The following is a 23471-nucleotide window of genomic DNA, read 5'->3' on the forward strand; positions in this document are numbered from 1 at the left end:
GGCAGTCTCGGCGCCTCGCCCATCCTAGGACGTTGGCGATTGGCGAAATCGCCCATGACAGCTGATCTCGCCCCTTGTGGGGGAGATGGCCGGCAGGCCAGAGGGGGGCGCTGTCCCGCCGACATTTAAAAGGTTCTAAAACAGAGCCTCAATCCAGCGTGCGCCTGAACCGCACCAGGGCCACGCCGGCAAACAGCGCCACGAAAACCACCAGCCAGCCGATTTCCGTCGCCACCGCCGGCAGCTCGGCGCCCTTCAGCATGACCGCCCGGGTGATGCGCAGGAAATGCGTCAGCGGAAAGATCTCGCCAAAGGTCTGCGCCCAGCCCGGCATGCCGCGATAGGGGAACATGAAACCGGACAGCATGATCGAGGGCAGGAAGAAGAAGAAGGTGAGCTGCAGCGCCTGCATCTGCGTGCGGGCGATCGTCGAGATCGTGTAGCCGAGCAGCACCAGCGACAGCACGAACACCAGCACGGCCGACAGCAGCAGCGACAGCGGTCCCATGAAGGGGATCGCAAACAGGAGCTTCGCCGCCGCCAGCACCACCACCACCTGCACCGCGCCAACCACCAGGTAGGGCAGCACCTTGCCGAGCATGATCTCGAGCGGGCTCGACGGCATGGCCAGAAGGTTTTCCATCGTGCCGCGCTCGGTCTCGCGCGTCAGCGCGATCGAGGTCATCATCACCATCGTCATCTGCAGGATGACGCCGAGCAGGCCGGGCACGATGTTGTATTGCGAGATGCCTTCGGGGTTATAGCGCCGGTGCACGACGACATCGAGCTGGCCGCGCGCCGCCTCCTTGGCTGCTTCCTGGGTGCCCTGTGCCCTCAGCAGCGCCTGGCCGGCCACGGTGCTGAGCGTCGAGATCGCGCCGCTGGCCACCGCCGGATCGGTCGCGTCGGCCTCGATCAGGATCTGCGGATTGTCGCCGCGCTCGACCCGCCGCGCGAAATCGGCGGGAATGGTGACGACGAAGGAGACATCGCCGCGCGCCATCAGGAACTCGGCTTCCTCGGCGCTCTCGGCCACATGGTCGAAGCGGTAATAGCCCGTCGTCTGCAGCGCCGAGACCATGGCCCGCGTATAGGGATCGCTGCTGGTCGCCACGAGCGCCGCCGGCAGGCTCTTCGGGTCGTTGTTGATCGCATAGCCGAACAGCACCAGCTGGATCAGCGGCACGCCGAGCATCATGGCGAAGGTGATGCGATCGCGCCGCATCTGGATGAATTCCTTGGTGAGCAGCGCGCCTAACCTGGCGAAGGAGAAGATGGCGTTCATGCCATATTGTCCTTCGAGCCGGACATGAACTGGATGAACACATCCTCGAGGCTGGTCTCGCCGGGCTTCACCGTGACGCCCTTGTGCGCCTTCTCGACGTCGGCCAGCGCCTTTTCGAGCGCCGCCTTGTCGGAACCGACGACATGCAGCGTCGCGCCGAACGGCGCCACCTGGTCGACGCCCGGTCGGCCCTCCAGCGCCTCGGCCACCTGGTCGAGCCGCGGCCCCTGCAGCACGAAAGTGGTCAGCCCGGCATTCCGCACCACCTCGTCAACCGTGCCGGTGGCGAGCATCTTGCCGTAGGAGATGTAGCTGATGCGGTGGCAGCGCTCGGCTTCGTCCATGTAATGGGTGGAGACGAGCACGGTCAGCCCGCCGGCGGCCAGCCGGTGGATCTCGTCCCAGAATTCGCGTCGCGCCTTGGGATCGACACCGGCCGTCGGCTCGTCGAGCAGGAGCAGCTTCGGCTCGTGCATGATGCAGGCGGCCAGCGCCAGCCGCTGCTTCCAGCCGCCGGAAAGCGTACCGGCCAGCTGGTTGCGGCGGCTCGCCAGGCCGAGGTCTTGCAGCGTTCGCGCCACATATTGCTCGACCGGTCTCAGCCGGTAGAGCCGCGCCACGAATTCGAGATTCTCGCCGATCGTCAAATCCTCGTAGAACGAGAATTTCTGCGTCATGTAGCCGACTTCGCGTTTGATCCTGAGCGCATCGGTGCGGATGTCGAAGCCCAGCACCGTGCCGTCGCCCTCGTCCGGCGTCAAAAGCCCGCACATGATGCGGATGGTCGTCGTCTTTCCCGAGCCGTTCGGCCCGAGGAAGCCGACGATCTCGCCTTCGGCAACCGTCATCGTCACGTGGTCGACGACGGTCTTGTCGCCGAAGCGCTTGACCAGGCCGCGGACGTCGATGGCGTTCATTGCCTCAGATCCGCGAGATCGACATCGACGATCTGGCCGGGCTGCAGCGGCCCGGCATCGCCCTCCGGCCGGGCCTCGACGAGATAGACCAGCTTCTGCCGGTTCTCGAGCGAGTAGATCACCGGCGGCGTGAATTCGGGATCGGGCGAGACATAGCTGACGCGCGCCTTCAGCCCCCCCCCGCAGCCGTCGCAATGGACGTTGAGCTCAGTGCCGACCTTGATCGAGGAAAATGCGCGTTCGGGCACATAGACGCTGAGCTTGACGGCGCCATCCGGCAGCATCGAGATCACCGGCGCGGTCGGCCCGGCGGTGTCGCCTGGGTTGCGGATGACATCATTGACGCGGCCCGGCGACGGCGCCGTCAGCACCCGCTTCGACAGCCGCCACTCGGCCTGCTCCAGGGTCGAGCGCGCCTGCTTGACCTGGTTGTCGGCGGCCTTGATGGTCTCGGGCCGCGCTGGCAGATTGCCGACGGCGAGATTGGCCTCCGCCTGGCCGACCTGGGCGTTGGCGGTCTCGAGCGAAGCCGAGGCGGTATCGTAATCGGCCTGGGTGCCGGTGCCGCGCTTATAGAGATCGCTCGCGCGATCATATTTGCGCTTGGCGTCGGCGGCCTGGGCCCTTGCCATGTCGACCGCGGCCTTGAGCACGGCGATCTCATCGGGGCGCTTGCCCACCTGCAGGTCGGCAAGCTGCGCCTGTGCCTGCGCAAGCGCGGCCTCGGCCTGCGCCACCTCGATCTTGGCGTCGGCATCCTCGAGTGTCGCCACCGCCGTGCCGCTCTCGACGCGGTCGCCGCGTCTGACCGTCACCGTCGCCACCTGCGCCACCTCGATCGGCGCCATCAGCACATATTCGCCTTCGACATAGCCGACGGCTAAAGGCGCCGCCGGCGCGCAGGCGCCGAACAACTGCGCCGCAAGCGGCAGCGAACACAGAAAGCTCATGGTTTGCCCTTCTTGCCGGCGGCCGGGTCACGTGCCGCAAGCATTGCCCTGAGGTTGTCGGTCGTGGCCGCCACCACCTTGGCGGCTTCGGCGTTGCCGATCTCGCGCCAGCCCATCCGGCGCATCACCGCTTCGCGCCCGATGCGGAAATAGATGACCTGGCCGATCACGGTGAAAACGGTGAGCTTGGTGGCTTCGCTCTCGGCCGGCTCGCCCGTCGCCTGCTCCCAGATCTGGCAAAACCGCCGGTGCGACGGCTCGAACACGCCGGCATAGATACGGTCGAGCGCCGCCGTCGGGTGCGAGAGCTCGCGAAGTACGAATTGTACGATCTCGCCGGCCTGCGGACTGGCCACGACGAAACCCACCATCCGCTCCAGTGCCGCGAATAGCTGGGTCCGGGCCGCCTCCGGGTCGAGCGGCGCGGCTGGATCTCCCTCACCCAGTGCCTGTCCGGCGATTCCCTGCATCGTCTCTACGATGAAGTCGGCGGCGGCTGCGCGCAGGCCTTCCTTACCGCCGAAGTGATAGGCGATCGAGCCGATATTGGCCTTTGCCTCCGCCGCGATCTCGCGCGTCGAGGTGCCGTCGAAACCTTGCCGTCCGAACAACTTCAGCGCCGCATGCACAAGTGACGCGCGCGTTTGATCGGCGCTGGTGGCCTCGCGCAATGGCTTCTTGAGGTTCGGTTCCTTGCTCATGCCGCAACTTTAATCAATCGATTGATTAATGTCAAATTGAGTCTCGACCCGGCTTGCCTTCGCGACCCGCGCGCGCTTTAGTGCGCGGCCATGGGCAAGGAAGTCGAGCGCAAGTTCCTGGTCTCTGACCCCGCCTGGCGCAGCCTGGTCGAGGCGGAGATCCGCATTCGCCAATTCTACGTTGCCGCCCAGCCCGGCCGCACGGTGCGCGTCCGCATCAGCGACGGGCGCTCCGCCAAGCTGACGCTGAAGTTCGGCGACAGGGCGCGCGAACGCGACGAATTCGAATATCCGATTCCTCTCCACGACGCTGAGGAGCTGATGGCGTTCGCCGTCGGACGTGTCATCGAGAAGACACGCCACCATGTTAGACACCGCGGCTATCTCTATGAAGTCGATGTGTTCGGCGGAAAGCTCGCGGGTTTGGTAGTCGCCGAGCTGGAGACGCCGGAGCACGTATCTGACGAAATGCTGCCCGACTGGCTCGGCCGTGAGGTGACCGGCGAGTCGAGGTTTTACAACGCGTCGCTGGCCCTCGGGGGGATTCCGGAGATCGCCGCATGAGCTTCCGCATCGATCCGCGCTTGCCGCTGACCGGCGAGGTCAGGCGCATATTGGCCGACGAGATCGGCAAGGCCGTCGGTCATCTCGAGACGGCGCGCGAGAAGCCGGAGCAGGGGCTGCACAAATGCCGCAAGCGGCTCAAAAGCTTGCGCGCCCTGCTGCGCCTGGTTCGCTCCGGGGACGAACCGTTCTGCCAGACCGAGAATGAGTGCTACAAGCAGGTGTCGGCGCTGCTGGCCGGTCCGCGCGAGGCGACCGCGCTCATCGAAACCGTCGACCGTTTGGCCGATGCCTTTCCCGAACAATCGGCCGGTGGCGGCCTTGATCCGGTGCGTGATCGGCTGGTGCTGCGCCAGCACGATCTGCATGCCGGTCCTGGCCTCGACGCCGCCATCAATGCGGCGATAGCGGCTTGCCGGGAGGGACTGGTACGCATCGAAAGGCTGGCCCTGCCCGATCAGCCGGAGCAGGCGGCCGACATTCTGGCCGACGGCGCACGCGCCATCTTGCGACGGGCGAAGAAGGCGCTGGACAAGGCCGAGTCGCGTGGCGCGGACGAGGATTTCCACGATCTGCGCAAGGCGGCCAAGACGCATTCCATGCATCTGTCGTTGCTCGGCCGCTTGTGGCCGACGCCGATCAAGGCGCGCCGCAAGGCGGTCGACAAGCTCGGCGAACAGCTCGGCGAATTGCACGACGTCTTCGTCATGCGCGCGCTGCTCGATGCCGAAGGCGAGCCGCTCGGCCCCGCCGACGAAACCAAGCTGCTGCGCAAGTTGTTGAAGCGCTCCGAAAAGAGCCTGACCAAGGCCTGCCTTGCCGATGCCGCCGACCTGTTCGGCGACAGTCCAAAACGCTCGGCCAAGAGGCTCGCCCGCAAGGCGCGCGACGATCTCGCCGGCCCGCAGGAAGAAGCGAAAGCGGCCTGATCGTGGCCTAATCAGCCGGCTTGTGGTAATCGCCGTCTGGCATGACTGCGCCGGCCGAAACCCTCCTGGACCGAATTGGCCGCTGGCTTGCCGGCCGGCTGCAGGACGAATCCTCGGGCTATGAACCCTATACGCCGTCCGACGCCGAAACCTTGCGCCGCACGCTGCAGCCCGGCGACATCCTGCTCGTCGAAGGCAATCAGAAAATCTCCGCGGTGATCAAGTATCTCACCCAGTCGACCTGGTCGCATGCCGCCTTCTATATTGGCGATATCCTGCCTGATCCCGAGGATGGATCGGAACGGCCGCGCCTGATCGAGGTCACGCTCGGCGAAGGCTGTGTCGCCGTGCCCTTGTCGCGCTACCGCACCTACAACACCCGCATCTGCCGGGCGAGCGGGCTCACGCCGGAGGATCGCGACAAGGTCGTTGCCTTTATGGTCGGCAAGCTGGGTCTCAGATACGACCTCAAGAACATCTTCGACATGCTGCGCTATTTCATGCCGACCCCACCGGTGCCGGTGCGCTGGCGCCGCCGCATGCTGGCCTTCGGCTCCGGCGATCCGACGCGCGCCATCTGCTCGACGCTGATTGCCGAGGCCTATGGCCAGATCCGCTATCCGATCCTGCCTGAGATCACGCGGGCGCCGGGCCGCGCCTCGGCGCAATCGAGCTATATGCGGCGCGAAATCCTGCATATCCGCCACCATTCGCTCTACACGCCGCGCGACTTCGACCTGTCGCCCTTCTTCCGCATCGTCAAGCCAACACTGGAATATGGTTTCGACTACCGGGCAGTGACGTGGGGGGACAAGGCAAACATGGACGCCGCAGCCGCAAAGGCTGGCGCAATCGCCTCAGACACGTGATGGCTTTCGGCCTAATGCATGTCGCCCAGAAGTGTGCAGCGGTTCTGGGGCAACGACATGCATCAAAACAAGTCAGGACATGTTCCCATGGCGTGGCCTACCGCTATCGGCCGAGGTGCGGCAAATGGCGGCCTGCATCACGCCGAAACCGCAGTAGCGCCTTGGTTTTCGGCTCTGCGTTCGACCCAGACATGGACCGGTTCGTCCCGGCCGCGGATGCTCACCGGTCCATGATCGCGCGCCTTCAACTGTATCGTGGGGGATTCCGCCTTCGCGGTCTCAATCAGTCGTGACCCAAAGCAAATATTCGCCCGAAGCTCACGGCAGAGCGACTGCAAACGGCTGGCGACGTTGACGGTGTCGCCCACCACCGCGAAGGACAGATTGCGTTCGCTGCCGACCGCGCCGACGACGACCGCGCCATATTGAGCACCGATCCGAACGTCCAGCGACGGGTATCCCCTGGACACCCGCTGTATATTCCAGTCTTCGAGAGCGGCGATCATCGCTTCAGCGCACTGGATGGCCCGGGTCGCGTCGTCATGGCTGGCTTGCGGAACCCCGAATGTCGCCATGATGCAATCGCCGATATAGTTGTCGACCGTGCCGTTGTGGTCGAAAACGACCTGCTCCATGCGACGGTGGAACTGACGCAGAAGTTCGAACACTGCTTCGGCCGGATGATCCTCGGAATAGTGTGTGAAGCCGACGATATCGGCGAACAACACCGCGATATCCTGTCGGCGTACCGGGCCGAAGGGCTCGTCATCCGTGGCAAGCTGGTCGACGACATTGGGCGAAAAATGCCGGGCGAGGTTGGCGCGGGCGCGCTCTGCCTTGACATAGTCTTCCGACAGACGCCGGGAACGAGAGACGACCAGCGCCATGATCGCGCCGATAATCAGCACGACCAACACATTGGTCGCCTGGGCGAATGTATCGACGAAATTGGGGTTGAGATAGAGGTTCAGTCGCTCTGTCATCGGCAGCGAATAGAGGTTCGTCGCCGGAATGACGGTTCCCGCATGAAAAATCACCCATCCCACCCCGATCGACCACGTCAAGGCCGCCAGTGCGCCGAGATAGAGCGCCAATCGTGTCGAAAGGGTCAGCGCGCCAAGGCATACGAAGATCAGCAGGAATTTGAAGCTGCCCTCGCGCAGTTGCATCGCGGCCGGCGCGACCTCCACGGAAAACGGGTTGGGCGTTACCAGCAGAACGGTCAACAGAATGATGTCCAGCGTACCGGCGAGATAACCGATCCACCATGGCGCCGTGCGTCGGCGCGCAAAGAGAAACTGGATCAGGCCGACGAACTGGAACAGGACAAGGCCCGCCAGCACGAAGAGCAGGGCGGCATCCCACCGGCTGATCAGTGAAAAGAAGCAGGAGATCGCGGCGAGCGACGCCGTACGCGCCCAGAACTGCAATGCAGCCCCTTGGCGTTCTGCGCGCTCCCGCAAATTTTTCAGGCGCGAATAGCGGCGGAGTTCAAGTGTTGGCGCGGTCGGCATAGGATCATTTCGATTTCGCGGGGACGTGTCACGCATTCGGCAAACCCGCTTTCTACAGTCCGGCAAATCAGTGGGCGAACTCTATCATGGTTGTGGCTTCATTTTTGAAGCGCGGCTGCGCGGTCGTTATCGCTGGTCGCGCGACAAAGCTCAGTCGCCGGATGCAATCCTGCTCGGAATGATTGGCCATGTCAGGCGGGCAAGGGACGTCCCTTTGCCGCCACGGCGGGCTGGTCCGACCGCGCGCCGGCATCGCGCGGATGCGGCCCGATCGGCATGATCGCGGGAAACGGCGTCGCCCCGAAGGCAAAGGTCCATTTGTAGCCGGTGAGCTGGTCCTCCGGCGTGGTGTGCTGGTCGTGATGGGCAAGCAGCCTGGCGCGTTCGGCGAGCTCCTCGGCCTCGCGCCGCAGCATCTCCGCCGTTTCCGGCCGCATCCGCCTGGAGAAGCTGATGAAGGTCGCGTCTTGTTCCATATGGGCGATCGCCCAGCCGATGAAGTTCTTGTTGGTCGTCTCGAAATGCGGCTTCAGCGGCCCCTCGAAATCCCACTGGATCGGCGTCTCGACGAGCAATCGTGCCGACAGCCCGCGTCCCAGCGCCACCAGCCCGAGCTCCTCCAGGTCGCGCAGATAAAGGAACATCGAAGCTTCGCTCAGGCCTTGCGAGCGCATGATGCCCTGCGGCGTGAACTTCTCCGACAGCATGATGAAGACAAACAGCAGCGCCGGCCGCGCCGCGAGCCTGCGTTCAATTTCGGGCCCGACGCGGTTGGCCGGGCCAGGCCCCCGGTTCATCGCGCCGAGCACGTTCTCCAGTTCGACTTCGGCCGCCGCGCAGATCTCCATGAGCCGGTCGAGCTTGCAATTCTTCTCATGGAAGATGCGCTTCACCGTCGGCTCGGAAACGCCCATGCGTTCGGCGAGCGTCCGATAGGTCAGGCCCTTGGCCTTCAGCGTCCGTTTCAGCGCCTCGAAGATCGGACCGTTCATGGATTGCACCTCATTCGCGCGATTTAGTATCGAACTGCGATACTAGTCTCGTTCCGGCTTCCAAGAAAGTATCGAAAACCTTAGCTCTTCCGCCATCAACACCAGGAGAGCATCCATGCAACGCCTCATCGCCTCTACCGTCCTCGCCGCCATCGGTGCTGCCGCCATATCCGTTGCGCAGGCCGAAGAACTGTGGCGCGCCGCCGGCTTCGAGCAGCCGGAATCGGCGCTTGTCGATACCGCCCACAACCGCATCGTCGTCTCCAACATCGTCGGCAATCCCGGCGAGGCGGATGGCAACGGCTACCTGTCGCTCTTGTCGATGGACGGCAAGGTCGTCACCCGCCACTGGGTGGGCGGCATGGACGCGCCCAAGGGCATGGCGATCGCGGGCGGCAAGCTCTACGCCGCCGACATCACCAAGGTGCGCGTCGTCGATCTCGCCAGCGGCAGACTGGTTTCGACCATCGAGGTGCCCGGCGCCGTCTTCCTCAACGACATGACCGCGGACAGCGCCGGCAAGGTCTATGTCAGCGACATGCTGGCCGACACGATCTACCGCATCGACGGCGACAAGTCGGAGCCGTTCGTCAAGGATGCGCTGCTTGCCTCGCCCAATGGTGTGTTCGCCGATGGAGGCAGGCTGATCGTCGCGTCCTGGGGCAAGGGCATCAAGCCTGACTTCAGCACCGCGGAGCCGGGCGGCCTCATGTCGGTCGATCTGTCGAGCAGGAAAGTGACGCCTTTGCCAGGCGCGCAGAATTTCGCCGACCTCGACGGCGTCGTCGCCATCGGTGACACCATCTACGCCACCGCCTACATGACCGGCACGCTTTACCGCTACGAGCCCGGCGCGGCGCCGCAAACGGTCGCCACCTTCAAGCCGGGCAGCGCCGACATCGGCACCGACGGCAAGCGCATTTTCGTGCCGCTGATGGGCGAGGGCGGGATCGTCGCGCTCAAAATCGACTGATGCGTGTCGTCCGAAACGCGCAGCAGTTTTGGCAGAACGACATGCACCGAAACTAGGACTAGCGCGTCGCCTGGTTCCGTTTCCACGCGACGCCTTCAGAGCCGCCGTGGCGAGAATGACGCCGGTCGGGCTTGGACCGCCATATTCGACGGAGCTGCCATCTGGTCCTGCCGCGCGCCCCGGAATATCCGGCAGCAATCCGTCACATGAGCGAAGCCGTGAAGACATCCAGCCCGACCGGCGCCGTTTCCCCGATGATCCCGGTGCTTGTATGCGTCCTGGCGATCCTCCTGCTGTCCGGGATGGACGCGGCGATGAAGTCGCTGGTCATCGCGGTGGGTGTGTACAATACGGTGCTGTGGCGCAGCATGGTCGCGAGCTTGGTCGCCGGCGCCGCCTGGTCGGCGGGGCCGCGCTCGAAACCGACCCTTCCGGTGCTGAGCTTGCACGCGCTGCGCGCCGCGATCGTCGGCATCGTCCTGCTCTCGTTCTTCTGGGGCTTAGCCAGGCTGCCGCTCGCCGAGGCGATCGGGCTCAGCTTCGTCGCGCCGCTGTTCGCGCTCTTCCTCGCCGCGCTGCTGTTGGGCGAACGCATAAGACGGCAGGCCGTGTGGGCGTCGCTGGCCGGCATCGCGGGCGTTGCGATCATACTGGCCGGCCAGTTCGGGCAGGCAAGCCACTCGCAGGATGTTCTGATGGGCACCGTCGCCGTGCTCGTATCGACGGTGTTCTACGGCTACAACCTGATCCTCGCCCGGCGACAGGCGCTGTTGGCCAAGCCAACAGAGATCATGCTGTTCCAGAACCTCTTCGTCGCGATCTTCCTCGGTCTTGCCGCGCCCTGGCTCGCGGTTGCACTGCCAAGCGGCCTCTGGCTTTCCTTGGTCGGGGTGACGGCGCTGTCGCTCGCAGGGCAATTCCTGATGAGTTGGTCCTACGCTCGCGCCGAAGCGCAATATCTGATCCCGACGGAATACTCGGCCTTCATCTGGGCGGTCGCGCTGGGCTGGTTCTTCTTTGGCGAGGCGATGGCCTGGACCACGCTGGCCGGAGCATGCCTGATCGTCGCCGGCTGCCTGATCGCCGCGCGCGCAAACCCGAAACTTGCCGAGCCGATTGAAGCGGCCGTTTGAGAAACATCTCATTGGCCGGCAAAATCCGCTTGCCGCGCTGTCAGCCTTGCGGGTTGTGCGCCGCGCTTGCCTTGAGGCGCACGCCCCTGCCGCCCCGATCGCTGGTCTGGTTCTCGCCGATCAGCTCAACGCCGATCTCGTCGAGCGCCTGGATGACCTTCATCAGCGAATCGACCACGCCCCTGACGACGCCGTCGCTGGCTTCCATGCGTTGTATGGTCGGGAGCGATATCCCGGCGCGCTCGGCGAGGGTTCTCTGGTCGATGCCGGCCAATGCCCTTGCAGCGCGCATTTGTGCGGCAGTCATCATCGGCCAGGATCCATGTTTCTATGCGCAATATCGATGCATAATATATTTATTACAATGTCTCAACTATCATTCAGGGCGGATCACTCGTCATCCGCCACCACCTTGCGGCGCTGCAAAAGCCGCGCCGCCAGCCAGCACAGCATGGCCCAAGCGAAGCCCGCGCACCAGCCGGCAAGCACGTCGGACGGCCAGTGGACGCCGAGATAGACGCGGCTGATGCCGACCAGCACGGTAATCAGCACGGCGAGGCCAAGCACGAAGATCTTGGTACTCCGGTCCGGAAGGAAGCGCGCGGCGAGCGAGCCGAGCGTCAGATAGGTGACGGCCGACAGCATGGCGTGCCCGCTTGGAAAGGACAGCGACGTCTCGTTGACCAGGTGCGAGACGAGATCGGGCCGCGGCCGGTCGACCTCGAGCTTGAGCAGGCTGGACACCACTTGGCCGCCGGCCACCGCCACGAACATGAACAGCGCCCGCGAGGGTCTGCGGATCAACAGCAGATAGACGATCGTGGCCGAAGTGATCAACACCAGCACCGCTGAGCTGCCGAGCGCAGTGATGTCGCGAACCGTGCCTTCCAGCCAGGGCGGCCCGATCGGACTGTCCGGCTGCCCGGAATGACGAAAGGCGAGCAGGATTTCGGTGTCGAAGGTGTGCGGCGTCGTCGCCCTCGCCATCTCCATGAGTTCCACCAGGCCCCATAGCCCGCCGGCGATCGCCAGCCCGGCCAGCAGCACCGGGAATTCCATTTTGTTGAGGAGCGCGTTGGCGGTCGATTTCATGCGGGCCCTCGGGTCTGGCTACAGCCGCTGCATATAGGGTCCGAGGGTGATCAGCGCGACGGCGGCGATCGCCAGCACCACGCCGGTCGCCTGCAACGTGTTGAGCCGTTCGCCGAAGAAGACCAGCGCCACGACATTGACCGAGACCAGCTGGATCACCGCCGACAGGCTGAACGATACCGACATGCCGAATTCGCGCACCAGCCTCAGCATGATCAGATTGCCGGCGGAATAGAGCGCAAGCGTCAAAAGGATCTTGCCGAGGCTCGGCGCCAGCCCCCATTGCTTGGCCGCCGCTGCCGCCAGCAGGAAGATCGCCGTTGAGACGCCGAGCTGCGCCAGTCCCGAGAAGCTCACCTTTTTCACCCCGTCGCCAACGGGCCGCGCCAATGCCGGCCGCAGCCCTTGTTTCCGAAGCGGGCGAAGCCGTCAAGCTGGCGGTGGAGGATACGGCGAAGGCCGCAAGCTCCTTCTCATCGTATAGTGACGCGAGAGAGGGGCCGACATCGATGGCTCCGCCAATCACCAAGAGGACGTCGAAGCCGATGTCACGAAAATGTGATCGACGCGCTTTAGGGGTCGAAAGGTCAAAAATCCAGCCACCCCAAGAAGCCAGAGGAACAGCCTATGACCCACTCCCCCGAGACCCGCTTCCGCACCAGCCAGCTCGAGGAAAATGACGGCCCGCCCGTCAACCCGACCGACAACCGCACGATGGGCGAGATCATCGCCGCGCGCTTCTCGCGCCGTGGTTTTCTGATGGGTTCGCTGGCCGTCTCGGCCATTGCCGCCACCGTCAGCCCGCTGGCTCTGATCGCCGCCGACGAGGCGCGCGCCGCCGAAGGTTCGGCCTTCAAATTCGACGAGCTCGAGGCAGGCATCGACGACAAGCACCATGTCGCACCGGGTTACGACGCCGACGTGCTGTTGCGCTGGGGCGATCCGCTGTTCGCCGATTCGCCGGACTTCGATCCGCTCAAGCAATCGGCCGAGGCTCAGGCCAGGCAGTTCGGCCACAACAACGACTATGTCGGCTATATCCCGATCGACGGCTCGGCCGAGCACGGCCTGCTGGTGGTCAACCACGAATACACCAACCCGCATCTGATGTTCCCCGGCATCGTTTCGATCGTCGAGAAGGACGGAAAGAAGAAGGCCGAGGTCGCGCCGCTGAGCAAGGAGCAGGTCGATATCGAGATGGCCGCGCATGGCGGCACCATCGTCGAGATCCGCAAAGACGGCGGCAAGTGGCAGGTCGTGCGCGATGGCAAGCTCAACCGCCGCATCATGTCGACCACCGAGATGACGCTCTCCGGTCCCGTCGCCGGCCATGATCGCGTCAAGACCAATGCCGATCCGTCCGGCACCAAGGTCATCGGCACGCTCAACAACTGCGCCGGCGGCGTGACCCCCTGGGGTACCTATGTGATGGCCGAGGAGAACATCCACGGCTATTTCTCGGGCGAGCTGCCGGAAGGCCACAGGGAAGCCGCCAACTACAAGCGTCTCGGCATTCCCGAAGGCGCCTATGAGTGGGGCGCGCATTACGACCGCTTCAACCTCGCCAAGGAGCCGAACGAGTCCAATCGTTTTGGCTGGATCGTCGAGGTCGACGTCAGCGATCCGAACTCGGTGCCGAGGAAGCGCACCGCCATGGGCCGCTTCAAGCATGAGGGCGCCGAATCGATCGTCGCCAAGGACGGCCGCGTCGTCTTCTATCTCGGCGACGACGAGCGCTTCGACTATGTCTACAAGTTCGTCACCAAGGGGAAGTTTGATCCCAACGATCGCGCCGCCAACATGAACCTGCTCGACGACGGCACGCTCTCGGTCGCCAAATTCGCCGAGGACGGCTCGGTCGAATGGATGCCGATCGTCTTCGGCCAGGGCCCGCTGACGGCCGACAACGGCTTTGCCTCCCAGGCCGACGTGCTGATCGAGACGCGGCGCGCCGCCGACCTGCTCGGCGCCACCAAGATGGATCGGCCAGAGGACATCCAGCCCAATGCCGGCAACGGCAAGGTCTATGTCATGCTGACCAACAACACCAAGCGTAAGGCGGAGCAGGTCGACGCCGCCAATCCACGCGCCGACAACGCCTTCGGCCACATCATCGAGATCGTCGAGGACGGCGGCGACTTCGCCGCCACCAGGGGCAAGTGGGAAGTGCTGTTGAAATGCGGCGATCCGTCGATCGCCGCTGTCGGCGCCACCTTCTCGACCGCCACCACCGCCCATGGCTGGTTCGGCATGCCGGATAATTGCGCGGTCGATTCCGCCGGCCGCTTGTGGGTCGCCACCGACGGCCAGGGCCCGAAGGCCACCGGCCGCACCGACGGCCTGTGGGCAGTCGACACCGAAGGCGCCGCGCGGGCGACGTCGAAACTGTTCTTCCGCGTGCCGATCGGCGCCGAAATGTGCGGGCCGCTGTTTCTGCCGGACGACCAGACCGCTTTCGTCGCCGTGCAGCATCCGGGCGACGGCGGCGAGGATTGGGAAGGCTTTGGCCGCCCCTCTTACTATGAGGATCCGTCGACCCGCTGGCCGGACTTCAAGCCGGACATGCCGGTGCGGCCTTCGGTCGTCGCCATCACCAGGCAGGGCGGCGGCAAGATCGCGGTCTGACGGAATCGCCGTTTGCACCCGCAGGAAGGGGACCTCGGACCGATGAGGTCCCTTCTTCTTGCGTGGAACCGTTCAAGCCTCGGAAACACCCTGGGCGTCACTCCTGGACCTTCTTGTGTCAGAACGAACGGCAACGCCGGAAGCCGTCGCTCGTTCGACGTACCGTATCGAGGGAGTCAGAGCGAAACCTGTCGGCCCTTGCCATTCCTGACGGCTCGGCGATAGGCGAGGTCAGCCGTGACCATGTCCTCCATTGCGATACCCATCGCTTTGTACATCGTGATTTGCTGGTCCGAGATGCGCCCCGGCCGCATCCCCAGCAACATCTGACCGAGCTCAGTGCCAGTTTTGGGGTCACGGCCCGCAAGTTCACATGAGCCCACAGGCGCGAGCTCGAACGCTTCCAGCGTCTCCACGAAGAGGTTCCCTCTGCCAAAGAGATCAATCGGGAACTCTCCTTTGGGAGGCGCCACTCCGACCGATGAGACATGCGTGCCCGGGCGCACCCAATTGGCGGAAATGGCTTCTGTGTAGGAGTGGGTTGCCAAACATACGACATCCGATGAGCGGACGGCCTCCTCCACGCTCTCAATAGCCACGACGCCGTGATGTTGACTCGCAAGCGCCTGCGCGTCGGAGAAGTTCTTGGAAACGACGCGGATTTCGGAGAAGTCGCGGACCAGCGGAAGCAGGTGAAGATGCTGGTTTGCCTGCACACCGGCGCCGACAACAGTGGCGATCTTCGCATCGCGCCTTGCGAGTTCCCTCACCGACAGAACGGCTGAACCCGATGTCCTCACCGCCGTGATATATGTGCCATCCATGATACAGACCGGCATTCCGGTTTCAGGATCGAACAGATGTATCGTCGCCAGGTGGCTGGGGATGCCTTGCCCTATGTTCCCCTCGAAAACATTGACGAGCTTTACCGTCAAATGCATGCCTTCCATCCAGGCGGGCATTGCCAGCGAATAGCCCTTGTTCGGAATGTCGAGCTCCGGGCGCGCCGGGTTCACGACCTTGCCGCCGGACAGCGCCTTGAAGCCACCGGCAAGCGCATCGAGCAGCTCGCGAAGATCGATGCAGCTTACGACTTCTTCTTCGCTCAATATGAGGACCGGAACATCACCCTTTACCAGGGTGTTCCTGATATTTGCTTTTGCATGCATGGATCGAATACCCTTAATTGCCTTGGTGCGACTTTCACGTTATTTCGATAGGATGGTTCGTTGAAATATGTTAATTTCCGCAATTATCTTTGGAATCCACGGTTCAAACCGATTAAAAGTGTGAATAGCGCATGAGCAACTTGGACAATGTAGATCGCCAGCTGCTCCGCCTTCTGCAAAATGATGGCCGTCGAACCGTGCTGGATTTGGCGCAACGTGTAGGCTTGTCGCCCACGGGCGCTTCTCTGCGGATAAAGCGGCTGTTTGAGGAAGGTGTGATCAGGGCAGTCAGGGCGGTATTGGACCCCTCAAAGATCGGTAGGGGAACGCTGGTTTTTGTCGAGGTGCGGCTGGATCACACAGCACCTCATGTGTTCGACCGGTTCGCTGAAGCAGTTTCGAAAGCACCAGAAATTCTCGAGTGCCACATGGTGGTCGGGGGCTTCGACTATCTGATAAAAGCCCGCATCTCTGACATGGCGGTCTTCCAAGAGTTTTTACAGCGCGTCATCTTATCCCTTCCCGGCGTTCGAGAGACGCACACATATACCTCCATCGCCGACGTGAAGCCCGATGCGCTTTTGCCCATATGAGCGGGCTTGCACCTACTGCCTTCGATTACGCCGCGCCGACGGTGCAGGCTAATCTCGATAAAGGCGAGGATGACGAAGCGACGGTCGGTTGGGCCAATCCAAGGGGCAATCACCCGGCGCGTCGAACAACCGCCATGTTCAGCTTGGTTCTCAACCGGAAGCCAATCGACTCGTAGAGCCTGATGGCCGCGGCGTTACTGTCGTAGGCGTGAAGGTAAGGGATCTCGCCGCGCGCCATGATCCGGTCTGCCACGAAGAGCGACAGCAGCCGGGCAAGGCCGGCGCCGCGGAAGTCTGGATGCGAGCAGACGCCGCTGAGTTCTGAGTAGCCGGGCTGCTTCATGCGCTCGCCGGCCATGGCGGCCAGCCGGCCGTCGATCTTCACGCCCCAGAATTCGCCGAGGCTCAAGGCCTCCAGCGTGAACGGGCCGGGCTTGGTGAGCGACGCCAGGGCGAGCATCTCGGCTGCATCGTCAGGCGTCAGTCGCTGCACACGCTCGTCGGACACGGCTTGAACCGGCTGCTCGGCGACCATCTGCACCAGCGACGCGGTCGAAACCGCGGAAAGCTCCGCAGGCAGGACGATCGTATCCGCCTGAACCAGGATCGAGCTCTCAAGCGGCGGGATAAGCTTGCCGAGCGCGCGCAGGCTTTCTGCGTCGTCCGCCGCGGTGGCGGCGAAAGGAACGATCGACGGCCGGTACCGCCGGGCGAGGGTACCGCCTTCCGCGAAGGCCTGATGGCGTGTCGCAAGCGCGCTCCAGATGGGACGGTCGAGAACGTGTTTCATGGCGCGCCGGCCTTGGCTTTTTCCGCGCGGCGATCGAGCGAGGTCGCGGCCAACCGGTCCTCGATGGCGGCGAGCTGACCAAGCAGCGGCCCGGAGAGATCCGCGCACAGTTCCGCCACTGCGGCCTCGATGCTGGGCCAGACGTCCCGCTTCGCCTCGTCGACCAGCCGCCGGCCGTCACGCGAGAGGGAGACGATGCGGCGCCGCTGGTCGTCGTTCGGCGGGTTGACCTCGACCAACCCCAGTTCGGCGAGCAGCGCCACGCTGCGCGTCACGCCCGGTTGCGCGACGCCGAGCGATTGCGCCAGCTCGCCGACCGGCAGCGGACCAAGCCTGTCGAGCGCGGCGAGCAGTGGGTATTGGCTCGACTGGATGCATACGTCCAGGCGGTCGAGCACACGCTGCGTGTCGCCCTGCAGCAGCTCGCCTATTCGCTTCATCCGGCTGCCGAGGCAGAGAAAGCCGAGGGATCGAAGAACATCTTCCATGGGCTCCTCCGTCAAATAACCATAACTTGATATATAACATTGCATGGAAAAATCAAGCTATATCCACGAATCCATCCTGGCTGACGAGAGGGCGCTTTACCACATTTGCCCTTCATTCGCGGCCAATTGCGTCCTATATCGCGCGGGCGGCGTGACCGATCGGTCGCGTCGGCGATTCGGGATCTCCACGGCGGTCGCGCTTGGGTTGCGGGTCCCCCATTCACCGGCACGCGGAGCTCATGGCGCCCCTGCGCATCTACTTCGACAGGCTTCTCGATGCCGCGGCGCCCAAGGTTCCGCGGCGCGAGCTGACGGATGCCGAACGCCTGGCTCTGGTGCGCCGTCACGGCGATTTCTCGCTCGCCTATTCCACCGCCGTGCAGCAGAAGCTGTCCTATTTCAGCGACGGCGATGGCTACATCGCCTTCGGCACCAAGATGAGCCGCCATTTCGCGCTCGGCGATCCGGTGGTCGATGCGGCGGGCCGCCCGGCCTATATCAAGCGCTTCGTCGAGGCCGCGGGCAGTCCCTGGTTCGTCCAGATCGGCGCCGATTCGGCCAAGGTGCTGGCCGGCCTCGGCTACCAGGTCAATCGCCTCGGCATCGACACAAGGCTGGTGTTGCCGGCGCATGATTTTTCCGGCAAGCGCAACGAGACCGTGCGCTATTCCGAACGCTGGCTGGCGAAGAAGGGTTTTGTCCTCGCCGAGGACAGGGGCGACGGGCTGCTCGACGAGATCAGCCAGCTTTCCGCCGACTGGCGCAAAGAGCGCATCATCAAGCGCTGGGAGATGGGCTTCCTCAACCGTCGCTTTTCCGAAGAGATCGGCCCAGACATGCGCCGATTCCTCCTGCACAGCCCCGAAGGCCGGCTTCTCGCCATCCTCGACTTCGATCCGCTGTTCCGCGACGGCAAGGTCGTCGGCTACACCACCGCCTTCAAGCGCAAGCAGGTCGACGCCACGCCGCATGCCGAGGTCGGGCTGACCAAATTCGCCGTCGACCGGTTTCGCGAGGAAGGCGTCTCCGTGGTGACGCTCGGGCTCTCGCCGCTGCTCGACATCGAGCCGAGCGGCTTTGCCGAATCGAGCTTCTGGCGCGGCGCCTTCCAGCGCGCCTACAACTCGCCCTGGGTCAACCGCTCGCGCTTCAACCTGCAGGGCCAGGCCGCCTTCAAGCGCCGCTTCCACGGTGTCGAGGAGCCGACCTATGTCGCGTTCCGCAAGGGGACCTTCGTGGAGATGCTGGGGCTGCTGCGGCTGATCAAGGCGATTTAGCGGGTGCTTTTTGCTCTCCCACTTCGTCTACGCCACGCACACATCTTCTGTGGCTGGCGTGACTGATCAGGCCGAGGCTTGATTGCCACGTGGTTCCCCCAATCCGCGCTGCTTCGCAGCGCCACCTTTCCCCCCTCCGGAGGGAAAGGAAGGGCGCCTTTCCTCTACCCCGTCGATCGGGGAGAGGTGGCTCGGCGAAGCCAAGACGGAGTGGGGGTCGACCAGCGCTACATAGACAATGCATGCGCCAAGCTGCCATGCACGCTATCGCCAAAGGCCAGCCGCTTGGAAATGTGTGCTGCCGTAGCCCACTTCGTGGGGCGAGGAACTCGGTCAATTCCTCAACCGATACCCGGTCCTGAAGATCCACGCCACGATCGCGATGCACACGGCCAAAAACACCAGCGTCATGCCGAGGCTGACGCCGACCGAGACGTCCGCCTTGCCGTAGAAGCTCCAGCGGAACCCGCTGATCAGGTAGACGACCGGGTTGAACAGCGTGACCGTCTTCCAGATGCCGGGCAGCATGTGGATGGAATAGAAGCTGCCGCCGAGGAAGGTGAGCGGCGTGACGATCAAGAGCGGCACCAATTGCAGCTGCTCGAAGGTTTTCGCCCAGATGCCGATGATGAAGCCGAACAGGCTGAACGTCACCGCCGTCAGCACCAGGAAGGCGATCATCCAGAAAGGATGCTCGATCCTGAGCGGCACGAACAGCGCCGCGGTGGCCAGGATGATCAGGCCGAGCATGATCGATTTCGTCGCCGCACCCCCGACATAGGCGATGATGATCTCCAGGTAGGACACCGGCGCCGACAGAAGCTCGTAGATCGAGCCGACGAATTTCGGGAAATAGATGGCGAAGGAGGCGTTCGAGATCGATTGCGTCAGAAGCGACAGCATCATCAGTCCGGGCACGATGAAGGCGCCGTAGCTGATGCCGTCGATCTCGGTGATGCGCGAGCCGATCGCCGAGCCGAAGACGACGAAATAGAGCGATGTCGAGATGACCGGCGAGATGATGCTCTGCAGCACCGTGCGGAAGGCGCGCGCCATCTCCACCCGGTAGATCGCCCACACTGCACGAAAATTCATGGCCGCGCGCGGGTTCATGGCTCCTGCCTCAAAAGATTGACGAAGATCTCTTCGAGCGAGCTGTTCTTGGTGTCGAGATCGCGGAACTGCAGGCCGGCCGCCTCGAAGTCGCGGATCAGCGAGGCGACGCCTGGACGGTCGCTCTGGTTGTCATAGGTGTAGGTGATCTGGCTGCCGTCGGCCGACAGCTCCAGCGCGTAGTTCGACAGGCCGTCGGGTATTGCGGAAAGCGGCGCGCGCAGCTCCAGCGTCATCTGCTTGCGGCCGAGCTTGCGCATCAGCTCGGCCTTGCCTTCAACCAGGATGATCTCGCCCTTGTTGATGACGCCGACGCGGTCGGCCATCGCCTCGGCCTCCTCGATGTAATGCGTGGTGAGGATGATGGTGACGCCGTCTTCGCGCAGGCGCCTGACCATCGCCCACATATCCTGGCGCAGCTCCACGTCGACGCCGGCGGTCGGCTCGTCGAGGAACAGCACGCGCGGCTCATGCGACAGCGCCTTGGCGATCATCAGCCGGCGTTTCATGCCGCCGGACAGCGTGATCGCCTTCGAATCCTTCTTGTCCCACAGCGAGAGGTCGCGCAGCACCTTCTCGACAAAGGCCGGGTTGGGCGCCCTGCCGAACAGGCCGCGGCTGTAGTTCACCGTCGCCCATACCGTCTCGAAGGCATCGATGGTCAGCTCCTGCGGCACCAGCCCGATCAGGCTGCGCGCGGCGCGATAATCGCGGCTGATGTCGTGGCCATCCACCGTGACGGTGCCGGAGGAGCGGTTGACGATGCCGCAGACGATCGAGATCAGCGTCGTCTTGCCGGCGCCGTTCGGCCCGAGCAGCGCGAAGATCTCGCCGCGCTCGATGTCGAGATTGATTTCCTTCAGCGCCTTGAAGCCGGTGGCATAGGTTTTCGTGACACCGGAGATCGAGATGATGGATGACATGCTGAAAAACGGCCGGCTGGAAAAGGTGACCTGATATAGGTCGGTTGCCGCCCGGTGCAACTGAAAATCGCCGGCGCTCCTGACAACTCTCGACAGCGGGCCCTCTGAGAGCCTCTTTCTCCCCGTTTACGGGGAGAAATGCCCGGCAGGGCAATGAGGGGCGGCGCTGACTTGGCAAGCAGAGCGATGGCACCCAACTACAAACGCTGGCGCTGCCCCTCATCCGTCACTTCGTGACACCTTCTCCCCGTGAAACGGGGAGAAGGACTAACCCTGCGCCGTCCAGAACGCGATTTCCCGCCCCTTGGTTCTGAGCTCGGTCTTGAGCCATTGATCGTCGTCGTCCAGGTAGCTCCATGGCGTCTTCCCCTGCGCCCGCATCTCGCGGATGTAGGAGCGGTAGCGATAGTGGCTGTAGACCGACATCGCGTAGGTGGCATAGGCGGCGGCAAGCTTCCGGTGGCCACGGATGATCACCAGGTTCTCGTCATTCTTCTGGCTCGCCGGCGCCGAGAAATTGTGGCTGCCGGTCACCACCACGCAGTCGTCTGAATGCGGGTCGGTGACCAGGATCTTCGAGTGCACGATGGCGTGGCCGATCTGCGATAGGAAGGTCCGCCGGTTGACCTCGGCGATCCAGGGCCCGAGCGGCGCGTCGAGGCCTTGCGGCTGTGCCACCGAATAGCGGTCGGGCGTGAACGTCCGGTCGCTGCTCACCAGGTCGATGTCGAGGAAGTTCTGCTCGGTGCCGCCCTCCTCGGCGCTCAGCGTCGAGACCACGCCGCGCACATACATGTCCTTTTCCCTGGCGCGCTGGCCGGCCAGCGTGTGCAGCCCCTGCTTGCCCGGCGTGAACATCAAAAACAGCACCGCCTGCCTGGCCGATGTGATGACCTCGCGCAGCGCCTCCATGTCGGCGCCGTCCGAGGTGCGGGTGAACCACACCGTCGCCTTGGCGCTGCCGACCGTGAAGGTTTTCGGCGCATCGTTGTCCGCCATCAGCGCCGGCGTGAAATTGGCCGGGTCGGTCTTCGGCGGCGAGGCGTCCTTCAACAGGCCCCAATGCTTGCGGAAATGTTCCGCCACCGCCGCGTCTTCGATCAGAAGACCGTTGTTGACCTGTGTGCACAGGCCCGTCGTGCTCCAGTTGGTGCTGCCCGTCCATACCATCCCGGGGACGCCGTCCTTGGAGACGACGACGAACTTGTTGTGGCCGAGGCCTTTCGACTTCAACATCCGATCGATGGTCGCGATGCCGTGGTCGTTGAGGTTCTTGCGCGCGGCCGCGTTGCCGTCGCCGCTCTTGTCGGAGCCGTTGGCGAGGATGAGATGCAGGCGCGGCCCGAGCCCGATCAGCGCCGTCTCCAGCGTCGCGTCGCCGAGCTCGTAGAGTGCGGCATGCAATTCGTCGCCGGCGACCTGCGTCAGCCCGATCATGCGCAGGCCGAGATCGCCTTCGAGGAAAGCGCGGAATTTTGCATCGCCATTGGTCTGCAGGCTCTTCTTGAACGCCGCCGGGCTGAGCTTGTTCTTGGCCATGTAGCGGGCGACGAATTGCGACAGCACCAGGCCGCGGTTGAAGTAGCAGGAAAAGCCGCCGCCGGCGTCGGTGGCAAGTGTCGCCCAGTCGGTCCAGTCGCTCGATACGCCCTTGGTCAGCGGCTTGCCGGGGCCGGCGCTGATCATCGCGGTCACCCGGTAGCGCACGACATTGCCGACGTCCGCCGCATGATCGGTCCAGTTGAAGCGCTGGAATGGCCAGACGTCCGAAGGCCTGTGGTCACCCGATCTCGGCTTGTCCTTTGGAAAGCCGACGCGGTTTTCCACCGGCTCGATCCTCTCGACCACGCCGATCTTGCGGCCACGCTCCAGCAGGAAGCCCCGGCATCCCGCGATGAAGTCGCTGGGCGCCCAGGCGACGAAAGCGTCGTCGCCGTTCGTATAGACGGACACCTTTATGTCGACGGCCATCTGTCGTTCCTCTCCGATCTGTCGTTCGAGTGCGGCGCCGGCATGTCCGGCCCGTCAACGCAGCCAACAAACCCCGCGCCGGAAGCAGGGTCCCGGATCGGTTGAAACAGAATTTTCGAAAGGCGACGGCGGTGATTATGCGGCGGCAGAAGATCGACTGTCAATGTTTAGCAGCGCCAAGTATAATTCTATGAACTGCTTCACACAGTGTTCCGTTTGCCAGCAAAACAAAGGGTGCAAACCATCCCAACCTCGTCATTCCAGGCGGAGCAGCCGCGAAGCGACGCGCGTAGACCCTGGAATCCATTCCGTGACCTTGATCGAAGGCTGCAGCGGAGCAGAATTTTGCACCGCTGCAGCGCTCGAAGTCACGGCATGATCCTCGGGTCTGCGCTGCGTCGCTGCGCTCCTTGCTCCGCCCGTGGATGACGACGAATTCGGCCCATCGCCGAGGCATGCCGCCTGCCAATTCAGACATACCCGGCTAGCTTGCCGTTTGTCGGCGGGCAGGATTTTGACCGTTCCTATCCGTGAGATCGACGCAAACGCCGGGGGTTGGCTAAAGCCGCCCCAACCTCGTCATTCCAGGGCGGAGCAGCCGCG

At 63.8% G+C, this 23471-nt stretch carries 23 protein-coding genes; 8 read left to right on the forward strand and 15 right to left on the reverse strand.

The annotated features are described in order from the left end of the window. Positions 1-148: 148 nt before the first annotated feature. The 4 genes from F3H96_RS18995 to F3H96_RS19010 are packed head-to-tail and all read right to left on the reverse strand — an operon-like array spanning position 149 to position 3853. A complete protein-coding gene (locus F3H96_RS18995; protein WP_149803253.1) occupies positions 149-1285 on the reverse strand; it encodes an ABC transporter permease in 1137 nt (378 codons plus the stop codon). Then, positions 1282-2202 carry an ABC transporter ATP-binding protein gene (locus tag F3H96_RS19000; RefSeq protein ID WP_149803254.1) on the reverse strand — a complete coding sequence of 307 codons (921 nt, stop codon included), beginning with the start codon at positions 2200-2202 and terminating at the stop codon, positions 1282-1284. Before F3H96_RS19000 ends, F3H96_RS18995 begins: the two co-directional genes overlap by 4 nt. Next, positions 2199-3152, reverse strand: a complete 954-nt coding sequence (locus F3H96_RS19005) for an HlyD family efflux transporter periplasmic adaptor subunit (RefSeq protein WP_149803255.1) — start codon at positions 3150-3152, stop codon at positions 2199-2201. Before F3H96_RS19005 ends, F3H96_RS19000 begins: the two co-directional genes overlap by 4 nt. Then, on the reverse strand, positions 3149-3853 hold the full coding sequence (locus F3H96_RS19010; protein WP_149803256.1) for a DUF1956 domain-containing protein: 705 nt from the start codon (positions 3851-3853) through the stop codon (positions 3149-3151). Before F3H96_RS19010 ends, F3H96_RS19005 begins: the two co-directional genes overlap by 4 nt. Positions 3854-3943: 90 nt before the next feature. On the opposite strand from F3H96_RS19010, the gene F3H96_RS19015 reads away from it, so the two are divergent. Genes F3H96_RS19015 through F3H96_RS19025 form a run of 3 tightly spaced genes read left to right on the forward strand, consistent with a single transcriptional unit; the run spans position 3944 to position 6215 of the window. Then, on the forward strand, positions 3944-4417 hold the full coding sequence (locus tag F3H96_RS19015) for a CYTH domain-containing protein (RefSeq protein WP_149803257.1): 474 nt from the start codon (positions 3944-3946) through the stop codon (positions 4415-4417). Then, a complete protein-coding gene (locus F3H96_RS19020; protein WP_149803258.1) occupies positions 4414-5346 on the forward strand; it encodes a CHAD domain-containing protein in 933 nt (310 codons plus the stop codon). Before F3H96_RS19015 ends, F3H96_RS19020 begins: the two co-directional genes overlap by 4 nt. Before the next feature lie 41 nt (positions 5347-5387). Then, entirely contained in the window at positions 5388-6215 is an 828-nt protein-coding gene (locus tag F3H96_RS19025) for a lipo-like protein (protein WP_149803259.1), read from the forward strand. A gap of 137 nt (positions 6216-6352) precedes the next feature. Here F3H96_RS19025 and F3H96_RS19030 read toward each other — a convergent pair whose 3' ends face one another. Then, complete coding sequence (locus F3H96_RS19030) at positions 6353-7729, reverse strand: adenylate/guanylate cyclase domain-containing protein (RefSeq protein WP_149803260.1); 1377 nt, start codon at positions 7727-7729, stop codon at positions 6353-6355. A 191-nt stretch (positions 7730-7920) separates the two neighbouring features. Then, a complete protein-coding gene (locus F3H96_RS19035; RefSeq protein ID WP_244620062.1) occupies positions 7921-8721 on the reverse strand; it encodes a helix-turn-helix transcriptional regulator in 801 nt (266 codons plus the stop codon). Positions 8722-8836: 115 nt separating this feature from the next. Between F3H96_RS19035 and F3H96_RS19040 the strand changes: the two genes are divergently transcribed. Both F3H96_RS19040 and F3H96_RS19045 read left to right on the forward strand, forming a co-directional pair. Beyond that, positions 8837-9694, forward strand: a complete 858-nt coding sequence (locus F3H96_RS19040) for an ATP/GTP-binding protein (protein WP_149803262.1) — start codon at positions 8837-8839, stop codon at positions 9692-9694. A 206-nt stretch (positions 9695-9900) separates the two neighbouring features. Further along, positions 9901-10827: a DMT family transporter gene (locus tag F3H96_RS19045; RefSeq protein ID WP_149803263.1), complete on the forward strand. Its 927-nt coding sequence runs from the start codon at positions 9901-9903 to the stop codon at positions 10825-10827. A gap of 40 nt (positions 10828-10867) precedes the next feature. On the opposite strand, the gene F3H96_RS19050 is transcribed toward F3H96_RS19045, so the two are convergent. From F3H96_RS19050 to F3H96_RS19060, 3 genes are all read right to left on the reverse strand, one after another. Further along, positions 10868-11137, reverse strand: a complete 270-nt coding sequence (locus F3H96_RS19050; protein ID WP_149803264.1) for a helix-turn-helix transcriptional regulator — start codon at positions 11135-11137, stop codon at positions 10868-10870. An 80-nt stretch (positions 11138-11217) separates the two neighbouring features. Continuing rightward, complete coding sequence (locus F3H96_RS19055; protein WP_149803265.1) at positions 11218-11919, reverse strand: phosphatase PAP2 family protein; 702 nt, start codon at positions 11917-11919, stop codon at positions 11218-11220. Between the two features lie 18 nt (positions 11920-11937). After that, entirely contained in the window at positions 11938-12276 is a 339-nt protein-coding gene (locus F3H96_RS19060) for a hypothetical protein (RefSeq protein WP_149803299.1), read from the reverse strand. 270 nt (positions 12277-12546) lie between these two features. Between F3H96_RS19060 and F3H96_RS19065 the strand changes: the two genes are divergently transcribed. After that, a complete protein-coding gene (locus F3H96_RS19065; protein WP_149803266.1) occupies positions 12547-14544 on the forward strand; it encodes a PhoX family phosphatase in 1998 nt (665 codons plus the stop codon). Between the two features lie 176 nt (positions 14545-14720). On the opposite strand, the gene F3H96_RS19070 is transcribed toward F3H96_RS19065, so the two are convergent. Continuing rightward, complete coding sequence (locus F3H96_RS19070) at positions 14721-15713, reverse strand: ornithine cyclodeaminase family protein (RefSeq protein ID WP_149803267.1); 993 nt, start codon at positions 15711-15713, stop codon at positions 14721-14723. 131 nt (positions 15714-15844) lie between these two features. Between F3H96_RS19070 and F3H96_RS19075 the strand changes: the two genes are divergently transcribed. Beyond that, a complete protein-coding gene (locus F3H96_RS19075; protein ID WP_149803268.1) occupies positions 15845-16306 on the forward strand; it encodes an Lrp/AsnC family transcriptional regulator in 462 nt (153 codons plus the stop codon). A gap of 109 nt (positions 16307-16415) precedes the next feature. Here F3H96_RS19075 and F3H96_RS19080 read toward each other — a convergent pair whose 3' ends face one another. Both F3H96_RS19080 and F3H96_RS19085 read right to left on the reverse strand, forming a co-directional pair. Continuing rightward, positions 16416-17096: a GNAT family N-acetyltransferase gene (locus F3H96_RS19080; protein WP_149803269.1), complete on the reverse strand. Its 681-nt coding sequence runs from the start codon at positions 17094-17096 to the stop codon at positions 16416-16418. Next, positions 17093-17584, reverse strand: coding sequence for a MarR family transcriptional regulator (locus F3H96_RS19085; protein ID WP_149803270.1), 492 nt, complete (start codon positions 17582-17584; stop codon positions 17093-17095). Before F3H96_RS19085 ends, F3H96_RS19080 begins: the two co-directional genes overlap by 4 nt. Positions 17585-17823: 239 nt before the next feature. Here F3H96_RS19085 and F3H96_RS19090 point away from each other — a divergent pair, with 239 nt between their 5' ends. Continuing rightward, positions 17824-18861: a phosphatidylglycerol lysyltransferase domain-containing protein gene (locus F3H96_RS19090; protein ID WP_149803271.1), complete on the forward strand. Its 1038-nt coding sequence runs from the start codon at positions 17824-17826 to the stop codon at positions 18859-18861. 333 nt (positions 18862-19194) lie between these two features. Here F3H96_RS19090 and F3H96_RS19095 read toward each other — a convergent pair whose 3' ends face one another. From F3H96_RS19095 to F3H96_RS19105, 3 genes are all read right to left on the reverse strand, one after another. Beyond that, a complete protein-coding gene (locus F3H96_RS19095; RefSeq protein ID WP_149803300.1) occupies positions 19195-19956 on the reverse strand; it encodes an ABC transporter permease in 762 nt (253 codons plus the stop codon). Between the two features lie 14 nt (positions 19957-19970). After that, positions 19971-20897 carry an ABC transporter ATP-binding protein gene (locus F3H96_RS19100; protein WP_149803272.1) on the reverse strand — a complete coding sequence of 309 codons (927 nt, stop codon included), beginning with the start codon at positions 20895-20897 and terminating at the stop codon, positions 19971-19973. Positions 20898-21164: 267 nt separating this feature from the next. Beyond that, a complete protein-coding gene (locus F3H96_RS19105; protein WP_149803273.1) occupies positions 21165-22868 on the reverse strand; it encodes a phospholipase D-like domain-containing protein in 1704 nt (567 codons plus the stop codon). Positions 22869-23471: the final 603 nt, after the last annotated feature.

Origin of the sequence: Mesorhizobium sp. NFR06, from assembly GCF_900115245.1 — a bacterium.
Taxonomy (GTDB): domain Bacteria; phylum Pseudomonadota; class Alphaproteobacteria; order Rhizobiales; family Rhizobiaceae; genus Mesorhizobium.

Bases quoted from the DNA above. Each gene is read 5' to 3' on its own strand.
- F3H96_RS18995 (WP_149803253.1), bottom strand. From the start codon at position 1,285: ATGAACGCCATCTTCTCCTTCGCCAGGTTAGGCGCGCTGCTCACCAAG.
- F3H96_RS19000 (WP_149803254.1), bottom strand. From the start codon at position 2,202: ATGAACGCCATCGACGTCCGCGGCCTGGTCAAGCGCTTCGGCGACAAG.
- F3H96_RS19005 (WP_149803255.1), bottom strand. From the start codon at position 3,152: ATGAGCTTTCTGTGTTCGCTGCCGCTTGCGGCGCAGTTGTTCGGCGCC.
- F3H96_RS19010 (WP_149803256.1), bottom strand. From the start codon at position 3,853: ATGAGCAAGGAACCGAACCTCAAGAAGCCATTGCGCGAGGCCACCAGC.
- F3H96_RS19015 (WP_149803257.1), top strand. From the start codon at position 3,944: ATGGGCAAGGAAGTCGAGCGCAAGTTCCTGGTCTCTGACCCCGCCTGG.
- F3H96_RS19020 (WP_149803258.1), top strand. From the start codon at position 4,414: ATGAGCTTCCGCATCGATCCGCGCTTGCCGCTGACCGGCGAGGTCAGG.
- F3H96_RS19025 (WP_149803259.1), top strand. From the start codon at position 5,388: ATGACTGCGCCGGCCGAAACCCTCCTGGACCGAATTGGCCGCTGGCTT.
- F3H96_RS19030 (WP_149803260.1), bottom strand. From the start codon at position 7,729: ATGCCGACCGCGCCAACACTTGAACTCCGCCGCTATTCGCGCCTGAAA.
- F3H96_RS19035 (WP_244620062.1), bottom strand. From the start codon at position 8,721: ATGAACGGTCCGATCTTCGAGGCGCTGAAACGGACGCTGAAGGCCAAG.
- F3H96_RS19040 (WP_149803262.1), top strand. From the start codon at position 8,837: ATGCAACGCCTCATCGCCTCTACCGTCCTCGCCGCCATCGGTGCTGCC.
- F3H96_RS19045 (WP_149803263.1), top strand. From the start codon at position 9,901: ATGAGCGAAGCCGTGAAGACATCCAGCCCGACCGGCGCCGTTTCCCCG.
- F3H96_RS19050 (WP_149803264.1), bottom strand. From the start codon at position 11,137: ATGATGACTGCCGCACAAATGCGCGCTGCAAGGGCATTGGCCGGCATC.
- F3H96_RS19055 (WP_149803265.1), bottom strand. From the start codon at position 11,919: ATGAAATCGACCGCCAACGCGCTCCTCAACAAAATGGAATTCCCGGTG.
- F3H96_RS19065 (WP_149803266.1), top strand. From the start codon at position 12,547: ATGACCCACTCCCCCGAGACCCGCTTCCGCACCAGCCAGCTCGAGGAA.
- F3H96_RS19070 (WP_149803267.1), bottom strand. From the start codon at position 15,713: ATGCATGCAAAAGCAAATATCAGGAACACCCTGGTAAAGGGTGATGTT.
- F3H96_RS19075 (WP_149803268.1), top strand. From the start codon at position 15,845: ATGAGCAACTTGGACAATGTAGATCGCCAGCTGCTCCGCCTTCTGCAA.
- F3H96_RS19080 (WP_149803269.1), bottom strand. From the start codon at position 17,096: ATGAAACACGTTCTCGACCGTCCCATCTGGAGCGCGCTTGCGACACGC.
- F3H96_RS19085 (WP_149803270.1), bottom strand. From the start codon at position 17,584: ATGGAAGATGTTCTTCGATCCCTCGGCTTTCTCTGCCTCGGCAGCCGG.
- F3H96_RS19090 (WP_149803271.1), top strand. From the start codon at position 17,824: ATGGCGCCCCTGCGCATCTACTTCGACAGGCTTCTCGATGCCGCGGCG.
- F3H96_RS19095 (WP_149803300.1), bottom strand. From the start codon at position 19,956: ATGAATTTTCGTGCAGTGTGGGCGATCTACCGGGTGGAGATGGCGCGC.
- F3H96_RS19100 (WP_149803272.1), bottom strand. From the start codon at position 20,897: ATGTCATCCATCATCTCGATCTCCGGTGTCACGAAAACCTATGCCACC.
- F3H96_RS19105 (WP_149803273.1), bottom strand. From the start codon at position 22,868: ATGGCCGTCGACATAAAGGTGTCCGTCTATACGAACGGCGACGACGCT.